The sequence below is a fragment of the Caulobacter sp. Root1472 genome, from assembly GCF_001426985.1.
GTDB lineage: Bacteria > Pseudomonadota > Alphaproteobacteria > Caulobacterales > Caulobacteraceae > Caulobacter > Caulobacter rhizosphaerae.
On sequence record NZ_LMFX01000029.1, the window covers coordinates 1 to 12,913 of the forward strand.

Consider the following 12,913-nt stretch of genomic DNA (forward strand, 5'->3'; position numbering starts at 1 on the left):
TCCGGTCAGGACCGTCCGTCCCCGCCGTTCCCGGAACACAGGCGTCCGGCTGCGCACCGAAAGCGTCCGGATTCATCCGCACCGCGACACATTGCAGGCGATTGTCATTGTTGTAGCGGTATTGCGTCATCGCATGGGTCGCGCCGCCATAGGGCCTACTGTCTTGGCGCACCTTCCGACCGGCGGCGTCGTAACCGAAGGTCTGTTCTTCCACGGGCGTCATCGTATCGAGCGCCGCCTTGGTTAGGCCGGAGGCCGTGCCACGTTGGATCAGCGTCGGTCGGCCGTCATCATTGTAGAAAGTCCGGGTCGCCCTGTTCGCCGGAGAGGCTGCGGTGATTGTTCCCACCAGCTGTCGGCCGGCATCGTAGAAGTAGTAGGTTGTGTCGTCGGCGCCCGGCAGCGGACCATCGACCGATGCGAGATTGCCGACCGGATCATAGGTTTTGGTGACGATCGACACCAGCAGGCCGTCGCCAGAGGATTTGGTTTCCTTTACGGGCAACAGGTTGGCGTCGTACTCGTAAGTCGTCTTCAGCTCGTCGGCCTCTCCCGCGCAGGAGGTCTTGGTCCTGCAAGTTGAGGTTTCGACCAGCTTCCAGACAGAGGTGGTCGAGGCGACGGCTTGACCGGACGCATCCTTGAACACCGCCTGACGCTGCTCGTAGCGATAGCGGGTCTGCGGCCGGACGTTGTTCGCACCGGCCGGGCCTGTCGCGGTCTTCAGCAGGCCGGAGTCCTCGTAGTAGGTGTAGTCAGTGCGGTTGTTGCGGGCATCCAGGGTGTAGGTTGGTTCGGTGCACTTGAGCCAGCTGGCGCACTCGGGAAATTCCGTCGTGTCGAAGAACTTGGCTGAGGTCGAAATGACTTCGGTTCCATAGCCGGGCTTCTGCGATTGAACAGCGGAGGTCGGTCGCTCTCGTTCATCGAGATACGACATGGTCGTTTCCGATTGCTCAGGCGTCGTCACCTTGTAGATCTTGCTGTTAGCGAGCCACAGCGCCGATCCCGAGGTCCGGACTTGAGAAAACTGGTAGATCGTCTTGTGCTGGTTCTCGTCCGTCAGGATCGATTTATACGGCTTGTTCGTCGTCCAGGTATTGTTGCTGGCCGCCGCCAGAGCCGCGTCGTCCATGCTGAAGCGCGTAACGGCCCCAGACGATCTTGTGGCCGACGACTTAAGAACTTTCCAATCCCCGACCGAATTGAATTGATTAGATCCAATGCTGAATGCGTAATCGGTCCAACCTGTCGGATCTTCGAACCGGCGCACAAGCACCTTAGGCCCGTTCGCCGTCAGCGAGACCCGCCAGATCTTCCTGGCCACGCCCATCGGCGTGGTCAGCGTCACCAGTTGCTCGGTCGAACTGGTCTCAGCGGTCGAGAAGCTGGACACGCGGCTTAGCGCGTCTGTTATCTGATAGTTGTTGTAGGTTCCCGACAGCTGCGCCTTCGGCCAGTTCGCCACTTGGTTGGGACAGGTCGACGCGAACTTGTCGCAGTATTCGTATGCCAAGTTCGTCAGTTGGAACGACGCGACCGCCTGGCCCAGGTCTTGGTAGTTGATCTGATATCCAAGATTAGAGGTGATCGAGCGTACAGTCGTACCCTGATAGTTGTAGGTTAGTCTCTCGCCGTTCTTCGACCGGATCTCACGCAGCCAGCCCAAGGTGCGTGGCTGAGGGGCGGCGCCACCATCGACCACCGGGTTGTTGTCGAAAATCCACTGCTTGCCGGCATTGTCGGTCAAGACCCAATTGTTGGAGACCAGATCTAGTCGGACGTCGCAGTCGCCGCGGCAGTCGCCGCTAAATCCGACCACCAGCTCGCGAGCGCCGATTCGGACACTGACTTCTGGCTTGAAGCCGTAGCAATTCCCCGGCCCGATCGGACAGGCCTCCTGGCGAAGATAGCCGTAACGCGGCACTTCGCTGCTGTCATAATAGGTGGCCAGGATTTTCTGGGACAAGGCGGGCGCGTCCGCCAGCCCGATCGTCATCGTCCCACCATCGGTGATGATTGTCCCATTGCTGAGATCGACGCCGTTTCGGTCGCTCATCGTGACCTTGGGCACGACCACGCCGCTGATCGACTGCGCGGTGGCCGGAGAACCTAAGCAGATCGCCGCGAATACGGCCAGCACCGCTTGCCTTGTGGAGTAGCGAACCATGGGGCTCTTCGTTGTAAACTGTTTGAAGAAACGGCGTCGCGATCTGGTAGCGGCCCCTGCGGCATCAACCATCATCGCACGCCAACCTTGTCGACGCGGACATAGGCGCGCGCCCAACAGCAATCGCATCGGAATCCCCGCCCAGCCCTAGAGCCAAGCTTGTACCGAAGATCGGCAGGGTTGCACCAGGAAAATCCTCGTGCGAGCCGCGGCGGTCTTTAGTTCAGCGTCCCCCGGACGCGGTCACCATAAAGACGATCAGCGGCCCAGATGGTTGATCAAGGGACGCGCCAGAGACCGGATGGCGCCGTCCTGATCGCGCACGCGGCCAGCCAACGCCAGCGCACCTAGGCAGCGAAGGCTCTAGACGTTCTCGCTGCCCGGCAGCGCGTAGCCAAGATCGCCTTCGGAAAAACATGTCCCATCTCATTTCAGGTCCGCCCAAATAGGCGCCGGAAACCGATCGTGAACACGCCCGCCCGCTCCGAGAGCGTGCTCGCCCTCCACTGCCGGCGATGTCTGGTGCGACGACCAGAAACTTTGCCATGAGGCCACGTTCTTGTATGAAGCCGCGTGTCTCTCCCAAGATGCACATGGATGAAAAGGCGCTCATCAATGAGCAACAGCAGCCCAGTTTCCGCGACGGTTCGGCTGAAGCGAGCCTTAGCTGCCGCCTGTTTGGCGATCTGCGCGATTGCTTCGCCCGCCCTGGCGACGGACGCCGCGGAAGGTTACGTGGTTGGCGTGATGCCAATGCGCAACGGCGTGGTGATCTTCTCTCACACCGGCGTGCGTACGGGAACGCCCCCAGCCTGCCACGGCCCGGGTTATGGCTGGTCGCTAAACGCGGGCACAGTAGCCGGCCAAGCGCAACTCTCGGCCCTATTGAGTGCTCAAGCCCAGCACAAGAAGATCGTGATAGTCGGCATGGGAAGTTGCGCGGACTGGCCCGACACCGAAGCCATCAACTACTTCCGTATTGTGGACTAGGACGAATTCACATTCAGCGCAGCCATAGCAGGATGGCGGAGACGAGAGGGTCGCATGGTCGGCGCATGGGCGGAGTCTATGGCGGCGTCATAGCAACGACCGCCAACCGACATGAGAATGATCTGGCCCAGGCCAAGACGGTGCGCCTGAGGGCAAGATCGCGTTGCTGCTGGCGAACTAAATCCTGAGACCGTACCTTAACGCTGCCCCTTAGAACATATAGAACGAATTGATTTCACAAGTGGTCGTTTCATAATAGACGCCCATCTTCCGGCCCGTGGCGCGGGCGGTAAGCACCATCGAAAAGAAGCGATCTTTGTCTTGAATGGTCGCGCTCGTCGAGAACGACAGGCGTCCGTCCAGGCACGAGCTTCCCGTAAAAAAGGCCATGACCGTGTTTGGGACATAGTTCTGAAGACGCCACGTCGCCGGATCACTTTGCACCAATCCTTCGGCGGCGGCTGCGGGCGTCGCAACCAGCACTGTGGACGCGAGCGCGGCGAGGACGATTTTCATTAGAGTTCTCCAACAAAACGGTCAGGGAGCCATAATGAGCCCCACTTGCAAATCCTGGGTAATATTTACGAAATAACGCAAGAGCCGCATCGGGCGGAACGCACGGCTGGACCTTCGCGGAAGAAAGCCCGTCAGTCGGCGATATAGATATAGCTGACGCTTTCTGTGTCGCCCGCCACATCGCAGGCGCCTTTACCCGCAACGACCACGGACTTGCCGCTGGCGTTGGCCGACATCAGCAGGGCCAACATCGACTGCCCCGCCGGCGTGGTCGCATTGAACGCCCAGCGGCCGGGGAACGAGGCGCCGCACGCTGGCTGAGCGTTCCGAGTCCCGCGTTGCCAGAAGTACACCACCCCGGTGTCCGTGGTCGTGATCTGATACACGGTTCCCGCCTGGGCGAGCGACGCGTGCGCCGTCGACACGCTCGCCAGAGCGGACGCAATCGTAATGAGGAACAGCAGCTTCTTGGCCAACTGTATTTCCTTTCGTCCACCTCGGAGATGACCGCCCAGACGCTCTGCTGGGACGCAAGCGCAAGGCGTGGCGAGCCATAAAATCTCGGCGCCCTTAATCCTGTAAACGTCGCCTAAATACTGCTCATGCAGAGCTTGACCTTATGATCATGCTGCACGTCAAGAGGCGTGACGGAGATATTCGGCCGTTCAACACGACTGTGGGTCCGGGCGCGTCACTCCCAGGCCCAACGATCCAGATTTCAGTTCAGCGCCGCTTGCCCCAACTCAGTCACGCCCGACAGGAGTCCGGCCATCATCAGGCCGATCAGGCCGCCTAGCAGGACGATCAACGCCGGCCCAAGCAACCGGGCCGCCGCCTCGATATCGCGCACCGCGGCGTCCTCCTCCAGCTTGCCCGAGCGCCGTAGCATGCGGCCCAGAGCGCCCGTAGATTCCCCCACCGACACCAGCCGCACGATGGTCGGTGGAAAGTTCTTCACGCCCAGCAGGGCCTGCGAAAGCGATACACCTTGGCGCACCTGCTGCAATACGACCTGCAGGCGGCTCCTGGCCAGGTCCGAGCGCACGCCGCGGTTGGCCAATCTCAGGGCTTCGCTCATGGGCGCCCCGGCGCTCAGCATCACGCCCAGTGAGATCGCGAAGCCGCCGAACGCCAGGGCGCAGCTGGTGCGCCGCCAGGGTCCAGTGAGCCACAACCGGTCGAGGGGCCCGCGCAACAGGCCGGCTCGTCCGAGACCCGCCACCAGGACGGCCGCAACGCCCAGACCCCCGGCCAGCACCACGCCCTGCTCGCGCAGCAGGCGGCTGGCCGCCAGCAGGCCCGACAGGATCGGCGCGCTCGCCTCGCCGCCCTCGCTGACCAGCGGCTCCAGCGACGGCACGACCGCCAGCAAGATCACGCCCGCCGCCGCCAGGGTGCTGATCAGGACGAACAACGGATAGGCCAGGGCGGCGATCAGTTGCTGGCGCAGCTTGATGGCGGCCTCGAGCATCTCGCCGGCCCTGCGCAGCGCTTGGGGCAGGTCGCCGGCCGCCTCGCCCGCCGCCACCAGGGCGGCCACGAAGGCGTGGCGTGGCGCCAGCGTGCGGGCGAAGGCCGTATCCAGCGCCTCACCGGCGCTGATGTCCTGCAGCAATCGGCGACAGGCGTTGGCGACGCGCGAGCCTTGAGCGCGTGACAATAGCACGTTCAGCGCCGTACGCATGTCCGCGCCAGCGCTCAGGAGATCCGCCAGGCTGAGCAGGATCTCGGCGCTTTCGCGATCCTGAAGACCCTGGCCGCTGCCGCCGGCCCGGCTTCGCGCTGGCCGCAGCTTCAGCGGCGACAGGCCCTGCCGACGCAAGCGTTCGAAAGCGGCCTGTTCGCTGGGCGCCGGAACCTGGCCTCGGACACGCTTGCCGTCGGCCCCGCGCGCGACATAGGCGAAGTTTTGACCATCAGTCATGGACCGCGCCCATCACTTCCTCCAGCGTGGTATCGCCGCGCAGGGCCTTGTCCAGACCGTCGGCCGCCATGCTGGCCAAGCCCTGCGCATGGGCCAGGCGCGCGATCTCGGCGCCTGGCTGGCGATCGGCGACAGCCCTGAGCAGGACATCATTGGTCAGGAAGGCTTCGGCGATCGGCACGCGACCGCGAAAGCCGACGCCTTTGCACGCCGGGCAGCCCTGGGCGCGGAAGGTGCGCATGGGCGCCGGCAGGCCCCGGTCGACGACAAAGGCCAACTCCGCCTCGGTCGGCGCCCCGGCCTGCCGACAGTGGGGGCACAGCCGCCGGACCAGTCGCTGGGCCACCGCACCTCGAAACGCCGCCGCCAACTGGTAGGGCTCCACGCCCATGTCCAGCAGGCGCGGCACCACCGCCAGGGCGTCGTTGGCGTGGATCGAGGCCAGCACCAGGTGGCCGGTCATGGCAGCCTGGATGGCCACGGCCGCAGTTTCTGGATCGCGGATTTCACCGACCAGGATGACATCGGGGTCCTGGCGCAGGAACGAACGCAGAGCCGCGGCGAAGGTCAGGCCCAACTGGGGCGCGACCTGGGTCTGGGAGACGTGATCGAAGTGATATTCGACCGGGTCCTCGACGCTGAGCACCTTCTTGGGTGAGCCGGTGAACGTTTCTAGCAGAGCATAGAGCGTCGTGGTCTTGCCGCTGCCGGTGGGGCCGGTGATCAGGAAAATCCCGTGCGGCGCGCGTCCCGCCTTGCGAAGCACCTGGGTGACGGCCCCGGCCAATCCCAGGCCGTCCAGGTCGAGCGGCACCGCGCTGCGGTCGAGAATTCGCAGCACCGCGCCCTCACCGAACACCGTCGGGGCGGTGGCGACGCGAACATCGACCGACTTGCCGCCGATCACGAAGGAAGTGCGGCCATCCTGCGGCAGGCGACGCTCGCCGAGATTGAGGTTGGCGATCACCTTGATCCGAGACACCGCCGGCGCGGCCAGATCGGCGTCTACCACCCGATGGTCCAGCATCCGGCCATCGACCCTCAGGCGCACGCGAAGATCGTGGCGTCGCGGCTCAAAATGGATGTCGGAGGCTCCCAGAGCAATCGCCGCCTCGAAGGCCTCGGCCACCAGACGCGCACCGCCGCCTTCGACCGCGCCGTCGGATACCTGGTCGATCTCGCGGGCCAGGCGGCGCTCGTCGATTGCTTCAGCCGGCGCAGCCGTTTCGGCGCCGTAGCGGTCATCGAAGGCGCGGCGCCACTCACCCGGCCGCGCGGCCAGGACGCTGACTGGCCGGTTGGTGGCGAAGACCAGGCCGGCTAGCGCCTCGTCATCAAGCGGATCGCAGGCGGCGCAGGCCAGGACCGATCCGGTCTCGTCGAGCGGCAGCAGGCGAGCGCGGCGAAGGAAATCGGCGGTGACGCCCAGGTCAGCGATCTCGACGACGGCCGGACGTAGGCGCGGCTCCCAGATCTCGCAGCCCGTCGCCTGGGCGTACGCCTCGGCCAAATCCTCGTCCGACAGCACGCCCAATTGGTTGAGCACCTGCTCGACCGGCTGACCGGTGCGCAAGGCGACAAGCTCGGCGCGGGCGATGGCGGCCCCTTCGACCAGGCCGCGCTCGATCAAGGCCTCCACCAGGCGCGCGCGCGCAGCCGGCCGCGATGGTCTGCCCACGGCCGTCATGGCGCCATATCTCCCAAGAGGCCGGCCTGCAACGCCAGTCCGACCGACCAGCCGCTGGCCGCCAGGATCGGGCCAAAAGCGATCCTGCCATCGGCCGGCCTAAACAGACGCACTTGCGCCAGGCCGATCAATCCGGCCAGCGCCAGGGCCCAGGGGGTCGTCGCCCCTAGCCACAGGGCCAAGGCGGCGGCCAGTTTGACGTCCCCCAGGCCAAGGCCTGGATCGCCCCGCCGGGCCGCGAAGCTCCGGCGCAGCAGGAGGAGGATCGCGCCGGTCAGGGCGGCCGCCGCAAGTCCGGCCAGCAAGGCCGTCGGAGCTCGCACCAGCGCCAGGCCAAAGCCCAAAACGGCGGTCAGAACGCTCGCCAGGTCCGGCAGCCGGCGACTGGCGACATCGGCGGCGCCGGCGGCGATCAACACCAGGCCCAGAGCGGCGACGCCCAAGGCCGGCCCGATGGGCAACAGCGCCACGCTGGCCACGGCCAGGGTCGCACCGAGCGTTTCGCCGACGAAATGTCCCGGATGGATGGGAGCCCGGCAATGGGCGCAGGCCCCACCCAATCGGACATACGACAGGATCGGAATCGTGGCGCCAAACCCGAGCGGCGCCGCGCAGGCGTCACAGCGCGAGCGCCCGCTCAGCGCCTGCTCGCCGCGAACCCACCGCAGACCGGCCGTGGCGGCGAAACTGCCGATGACCGCCCCCAGCGGCAGCGCGGCGATGAACGCGCCAAAGTTCATTTGGGCGCGACCAGATCGCGCTTTGTGCCCGTGCCGCCGGCCTTGCGGTCGGAGCCGAAGCTGACGACCTCGAAGCCCTGGTCGTCGACAACCCGATAATGGATTGCGCCGGCCCAAGGATCCTTCAGGGCGCTGGCTGATTTGAGATAGGGGCCGGTCCATCCCTCGACGTCGGCGGGCTCGTCAACCAGCGCGCCGAGGCCTTCTTCGGCGGTCGGATAGCGCCCGACGTCTGAGCGAAACATCTCCACTGCGGCGGCGACCGACTCCAATTGAAGTTGGGCCGATTTGACGCGCGCCCGACCCAGCTGGCCCATGAGGCTGGGGGTCAGCACCGCGGCGATCAGGCCGATGATGGCGATGACCACGAGCATCTCGGTCAAGGTGTAGCCCGCATCCCGTCCGGACCGCCCACGCCGGCCGAAGCCTCGATGATCTTGTCGCATGTCACGCCCTTCCCTGCGGATCGCCCGAAGCGCCGCCATATCATCGCGCTGGGGCTTTGCGCCCGCCCGATCAATCTCACAATCCGCTCGTCCGTCCAGCCGTCCTGCGTGTTGGCCCGCACCCGCCAGATCTGCCCTACCCGGGCGCCGCCGGGGTCTTGGTCAGGTTCGTGCGTCGCGGCCAATCTGAGAACCTCAGATGCGCCCCACGGCGAAATAGCGCTGGTCGCACAGACCCGCCAGGCGTCCCCACCGTCGGCGGTTTCAATCTCGTTCGGGCTCGCGCTGGCCGCCGCCAACCCCGCCAGTCGTAGCCGCGCCGCGCTAGGGTCGCTCGCGCCCAAGGCCGTCAACGCCTTGTCATCGAGCCCTCCCGCCGCGGCCAGAGCCAGCTTGGGCGCCTCGGGCTCGGCTAACAGGCTGACACCTTGCGGATCCAGCCCGTCGACGCTCCAGGCCAATCGCCCTGAACGAGAGCTGCCGAGCAGCCGGGCCACCGCGAGAACATGCGCCCCAGAAAGCGCGTACTCGGCCTGGCTGCGCCGATAGTCGGCTCGCGCCAGCTTTAGGATCGCAATACCGCGCGCCACCAGGGCCGCCGCCAGGATGGCGATCGCCAGGCTGACGGTCAGGGCCGCGGCCGTGGCGTAGCCGGCGTCCCCGTGCTCCTTAGTGCGGCAGCAGGCCACGGCTCTCGATCTCGCGCATGTCGGCCAGCAGGTCGCGCGTCATCAGGCCGGAGGCGGCCGGATCGCGCATGATCCTGACGGTCAACAAAACCACCAACTCGGTGCGCGCGCCCTCCTTGGACTTGGACTTGAAGAGATTGCCCAGCAGCTTGACGTCCTTGAGGCCTGGAACGCCGCTATCGGAATCGCTGCGGCGATGACTGATCAAACCGCCCAGGGCGACGACCGCGCCGTCCTGCAGGACCAGGGTGCTGGAAAGCTTGCGCTGCTGGATGGTCGGGGAGTCGATGCCGGAGGTGACGGTCTTGGCCACCCCGCTGACCTCCTGGGCGATGTCGACCACCACCTTGTCGTCGCCACTGATGCGCGGCGTCACCTCGAGGATCACCCCGGTGTCGCGGTATTCCACCGTGTTGACGATGGCCGGCGAGGAGGTGGTGGTGTCCGTGGCCGTCTGTGTGACGATCGGCACCTGGTCGCCGATCTGCAAACGCGCCTTGTGGTTATCCAGGGTGATCAGCTTGGGCGCGGAGACCACGTCGATCGCCGTGCGCGAGCCCAGGGCGTTGATGGCCGCGTCGATGTCGCCGCCCAGATAGGTGATCGAAAAGCCTGGAAATTTGGGGCCGATCACGCCGTTGTCGGTGTAGACCGAATTGCCCCCGAGCTTGCCGTTGCCGCTCACCGCCGACCAGTCCACGCCGAACCGAAAATCATTGGTCAGGCTGACCTCGATGATCGAAGCTTCGATCATCACCTGGCTGGGCGGACGATCAATCTCCGCCAGGGTTTGTTGCAGGCTCATCCAGCGCGCGGCCGGCGCGCGGATGATCAGGGTGTTGCTGTCGCGGTCCACGCCGATGCGCACACCGTCTTCGAGTTTCTGCTCGCTCTGACCTTCGGAGCCGCCCTCGCCGCCGCTGGACGTCGCGCCATCGTCCTTGGTCACCGGGACGGCGTCGGTCCGGGATGTCTCGCGGCCGGACTGACGGTCGTTATATCCTCCCCCGCCTTGGCCGGTCGACAGGACCTGGGAGAGAGTGGCGGCCAGAGATCCGGCGGAGGCGCTACGCGGGCGGTAGACGTAGAGTTGGGTAGAAAGATCGCGCGAAGGGGTATCGAGCCGGACGATCCAACCGGCGACCTCGTTCATCGCCGTTTCGGTTCGCGCGGAGACGATCAAGCCGTTCAGCCGGCTGAGAGGCGAAACGGATACGCCCTGGACCCCGGCCGTCGACAGGATTTTGGCCAGGTCCGCCGACACCGTGCTGGCCGCAGCCTGGTGCAGGTCGAACCAGCGGATGCGCGCGCCTTCAAAGACGTTGCGATCCAGGATCTTGATGGTTTCGAGCAACGACTGCAGCTCCGAGCCCGATCCGCCCAGCACGATCAAGCCGAGCTTGTCGTTGGAATAGAGCACCGCCTTGGAACCGGTCATAGCCTCCAGCGCCTTGGCCACTTCGGTAGGCGTCGAGAATGACAGCGGAACGGCCACGACGTCGTAGCCGCCTCGCCGCCCTCCACTGATCGCGCCGGGATCGCGTAGCGCGGCTGATGAGCGCGCCTTGTCGCGCGGCGCCAGCACCAGGCTGTCGCCCTGGCGCAGCAGGGCCACATCATTGACCGCCAAGGCCGCCTCGAAGGCTTCAAGCAGTTGAGCCCGGGTCAACCGCCGATCGATCCGGAACGACACCTTGCCAGTCACGCCAGGATCGACGGTGTAGGGCACGCCCAAGGCGTTACCGAGAATCTCCTCGGCCACCTGGGCGATATCGGCGTCGCGAAAAGCGAAGGTGAAGGACTCAGGACGCTCGGCCTGCGGCGGCGGAGCCGGAGCAGCGGCAAGGACCGGTCCTGGCGACGCAAGAGACAAGCAGGCCCCGCTGAGGGCCAGGCAAAGTACGCGTTTGGGCGTCATGGAAAACTTTATGGAAGACACGGGTTCAGCCACCCAAGCCAGGCGCGCTGGCGGGCGGCGGGGGCGATCTGAAGCCGGGCGGGGGTATGTCGCTGGGCGGGGACGCCGACGTCGGATTCGCCGGACCAGGCCCCGTCGCCTCGCCGATCCGCAAGGTGCGCCCCCCCAGTGGCAGGTCGAGCGTTGCGCGACCGGAACCGACATCGCTCAACACCACCCCGTCGCGGCTTTCGCCCCGCGCCAGCCAGACGGGCGGCTTGCCATCGATGGCCACCAGGGCGGCGGCCCGCCCGGGCATGCGCGATATTCCCAGCACGCTCACGGCTGGATCGCGCACGGCGTTGAGGCCGCTCGACAGCGGGAACAACGGCTGGCCCAGCAGCAACGGCGCGCCGCCGTTCGGCGTGGGTCTCCCGTCGGACGACCGCAAGCTCGCCAGGCGCGCCTCGACGGGCGCCAGCACGTCCTGGCGCCCTGCCGCCAGCCATGCGGTCGCGCCTAGAACAAGACCGGTCGCGGCGCAGATCGGGATCAGAGGCGTGCGGAGGTCGAGCAATAGAAATGTCCAGAAAACGAAAGGGAAACGGCGGAGGTCTTGGAGACCAGGTCGACGGAATCGGCGAACAGGGTCGGGCGCGCGGTCTCCAGCTCGCGCAGCACGGCCATGGCGTCCTCGTAGGGGCCGACGGTCTCGAAGCGGAAGTTGACGGCCAGCAGGCTGTCGCCGATCGGCGTCGAGGGTTCGAATGCGATCGACGCCAGCTTGGCCTGGCCCAGCGCCGCGCGAAGCCTCTGCTCGACCGCGCCGGCGCCGAGACCGACGCCTTCACGACAGATCGCGCCGCGCGGGTAGTTCTGGCCGCCATCGCCGGCGCCGCGTTGCAGGATTTCGATGCGGTCGACCTTGCGCTCCACCTCGGCCAGTCGCGCGGCGCGATCGTCCGGCCGCGCCAAGGCGGACAGGCCGGTGGCGGCGACAATGGCCGCGGCCCCACCGATCGTCGCGGCCGCGACCGCCAGGCCGGGGCCGTTGGCCCGCCTCCCGCTCATCGTCCCGCCTCCTCGGCTTCGATCCGCCACACGGCCGCTCCTTCGCGGGTCACCGTCCGGTGGGCATCGGCGAACGGCGAGACTTCGCCGCGAGCCTCCACGCGGCTGACGCCATGATCCCAGCGCCAAGCCTGGATACGCGCGTCGGGCGCACGCGCCGCCATGGCCCAGGCCAGATCCGCCAGCGGCCCGGCGACCGTCTCGCCCGGCGAGGCCGCCACCAAGGCGGCAGATTGTCGCCGAACCGACTGGGCCGCCTCCGCCCGCTGCAGCTTCACCGCCGCGTCGTGCTCCAAGGCCGCCAGCTGTTCCTCGCCCTGAGTGCGGGCCAATAGGGCGCCGGCGACCGAGACGAACAGCAGGGCGGCGACGACCGCCGCCCCCGCCCCTACCAGCAGCGATCGCCTCGCCCGCCGGGCCAAGACTTCGGGCGGTTCGAACGCCACCAGTACGGACTGCCCCTCGACTTCGACCCGGGTCTCGAAACGCTCTCTGATCTCGGAGATACGCACATAGCAGGCGGCGAACCGCGCAGCCTGGGCCGGACGCCACGGCGCCAGACGCTTGAGCCGTAGATGCACCTGGTCGATCGGCAACGGGGCCTCGTGACGCGCGGCCAGTTGGGCCGCTCGCGCCTGCTCCCAGGGCCAACCGGCAGGCGCGTGCACCGCTCGGGCAAAAACGCGAGGCTGGATGACGTCGGCGCCCCCGTCACGGACGACCTCGTCATAGGAGAGCTCGCCGATCACAAGATCGTCGGGCTCAACCAATCGCAGGTCCAAG

At 66.4% G+C, this 12,913-nt stretch carries 12 protein-coding genes and 1 pseudogene; 1 reads left to right on the forward strand and 12 read right to left on the reverse strand.

All coding sequences use genetic code 11. The features are described from left to right. Positions 1-2,170, reverse strand: a pseudogene (locus ASD47_RS18135) (hypothetical protein); the annotation flags it as partial. A gap of 615 nt (positions 2,171-2,785) precedes the next feature. On the opposite strand from ASD47_RS18135, the gene ASD47_RS26215 reads away from it, so the two are divergent. After that, positions 2,786-3,160: a hypothetical protein gene (locus ASD47_RS26215; protein WP_156402309.1), complete on the forward strand. Its 375-nt coding sequence runs from the start codon at positions 2,786-2,788 to the stop codon at positions 3,158-3,160. A 210-nt stretch (positions 3,161-3,370) separates the two neighbouring features. Here ASD47_RS26215 and ASD47_RS18140 read toward each other — a convergent pair whose 3' ends face one another. From ASD47_RS18140 to ASD47_RS18190, 11 genes are all read right to left on the reverse strand, one after another. After that, positions 3,371-3,676 (reverse strand): hypothetical protein, encoded by a 306-nt coding sequence (locus ASD47_RS18140; RefSeq protein WP_056759535.1) that lies wholly within the window; start codon positions 3,674-3,676, stop codon positions 3,371-3,373. Between the two features lie 131 nt (positions 3,677-3,807). Continuing rightward, complete coding sequence (locus ASD47_RS18145; protein WP_056759537.1) at positions 3,808-4,152, reverse strand: hypothetical protein; 345 nt, start codon at positions 4,150-4,152, stop codon at positions 3,808-3,810. 242 nt (positions 4,153-4,394) lie between these two features. Further along, positions 4,395-5,600, reverse strand: a complete 1,206-nt coding sequence (locus tag ASD47_RS18150) for a type II secretion system F family protein (RefSeq protein WP_056759540.1) — start codon at positions 5,598-5,600, stop codon at positions 4,395-4,397. Beyond that, a complete protein-coding gene (locus ASD47_RS18155; RefSeq protein ID WP_056759542.1) occupies positions 5,593-7,287 on the reverse strand; it encodes a GspE/PulE family protein in 1,695 nt (564 codons plus the stop codon). The genes ASD47_RS18150 and ASD47_RS18155 overlap by 8 nt, the downstream gene beginning before the upstream one ends. Next, entirely contained in the window at positions 7,284-8,027 is a 744-nt protein-coding gene (locus ASD47_RS18160; protein WP_056759544.1) for an A24 family peptidase, read from the reverse strand. The genes ASD47_RS18155 and ASD47_RS18160 overlap by 4 nt, the downstream gene beginning before the upstream one ends. Beyond that, positions 8,024-8,401 carry a type II secretion system major pseudopilin GspG gene (gene gspG, locus ASD47_RS18165; protein ID WP_235525950.1) on the reverse strand — a complete coding sequence of 126 codons (378 nt, stop codon included), beginning with the start codon at positions 8,399-8,401 and terminating at the stop codon, positions 8,024-8,026. Before gspG ends, ASD47_RS18160 begins: the two co-directional genes overlap by 4 nt. Positions 8,402-8,406: 5 nt before the next feature. Beyond that, complete coding sequence (locus ASD47_RS18170) at positions 8,407-9,162, reverse strand: hypothetical protein (RefSeq protein ID WP_056759548.1); 756 nt, start codon at positions 9,160-9,162, stop codon at positions 8,407-8,409. Next, the gene (gspD, locus tag ASD47_RS18175) at positions 9,143-11,080 is read right to left on the reverse strand and encodes a type II secretion system secretin GspD (protein ID WP_162251671.1); all 1,938 of its coding nucleotides are present in this window, start codon (positions 11,078-11,080) and stop codon (positions 9,143-9,145) included. Before gspD ends, ASD47_RS18170 begins: the two co-directional genes overlap by 20 nt. A gap of 25 nt (positions 11,081-11,105) precedes the next feature. Then, positions 11,106-11,636 carry a hypothetical protein gene (locus ASD47_RS27050; RefSeq protein ID WP_056759552.1) on the reverse strand — a complete coding sequence of 177 codons (531 nt, stop codon included), beginning with the start codon at positions 11,634-11,636 and terminating at the stop codon, positions 11,106-11,108. Next, positions 11,612-12,130: a hypothetical protein gene (locus ASD47_RS18185; protein WP_056759554.1), complete on the reverse strand. Its 519-nt coding sequence runs from the start codon at positions 12,128-12,130 to the stop codon at positions 11,612-11,614. The genes ASD47_RS27050 and ASD47_RS18185 overlap by 25 nt, the downstream gene beginning before the upstream one ends. Then, positions 12,127-12,912, reverse strand: coding sequence for a hypothetical protein (locus ASD47_RS18190; protein ID WP_056759556.1), 786 nt, complete (start codon positions 12,910-12,912; stop codon positions 12,127-12,129). Before ASD47_RS18190 ends, ASD47_RS18185 begins: the two co-directional genes overlap by 4 nt. Position 12,913 lies beyond the last annotated feature (1 nt).

Excerpts from the sequence above, each read along its gene's own strand:
- ASD47_RS26215 (WP_156402309.1), top strand. The coding sequence starts at position 2,786 with ATGAGCAACAGCAGCCCAGTTTCCGCGACGGTTCGGCTGAAGCGAGCC.
- ASD47_RS18140 (WP_056759535.1), bottom strand. The coding sequence starts at position 3,676 with ATGAAAATCGTCCTCGCCGCGCTCGCGTCCACAGTGCTGGTTGCGACG.
- ASD47_RS18150 (WP_056759540.1), bottom strand. The coding sequence starts at position 5,600 with ATGACTGATGGTCAAAACTTCGCCTATGTCGCGCGCGGGGCCGACGGC.
- ASD47_RS18155 (WP_056759542.1), bottom strand. The coding sequence starts at position 7,287 with ATGACGGCCGTGGGCAGACCATCGCGGCCGGCTGCGCGCGCGCGCCTG.
- ASD47_RS18160 (WP_056759544.1), bottom strand. The coding sequence starts at position 8,027 with ATGAACTTTGGCGCGTTCATCGCCGCGCTGCCGCTGGGGGCGGTCATC.
- gspG (WP_235525950.1), bottom strand. The coding sequence starts at position 8,401 with ATGCTCGTGGTCATCGCCATCATCGGCCTGATCGCCGCGGTGCTGACC.
- gspD (WP_162251671.1), bottom strand. The coding sequence starts at position 11,080 with ATGACGCCCAAACGCGTACTTTGCCTGGCCCTCAGCGGGGCCTGCTTG.
- ASD47_RS18185 (WP_056759554.1), bottom strand. The coding sequence starts at position 12,130 with ATGAGCGGGAGGCGGGCCAACGGCCCCGGCCTGGCGGTCGCGGCCGCG.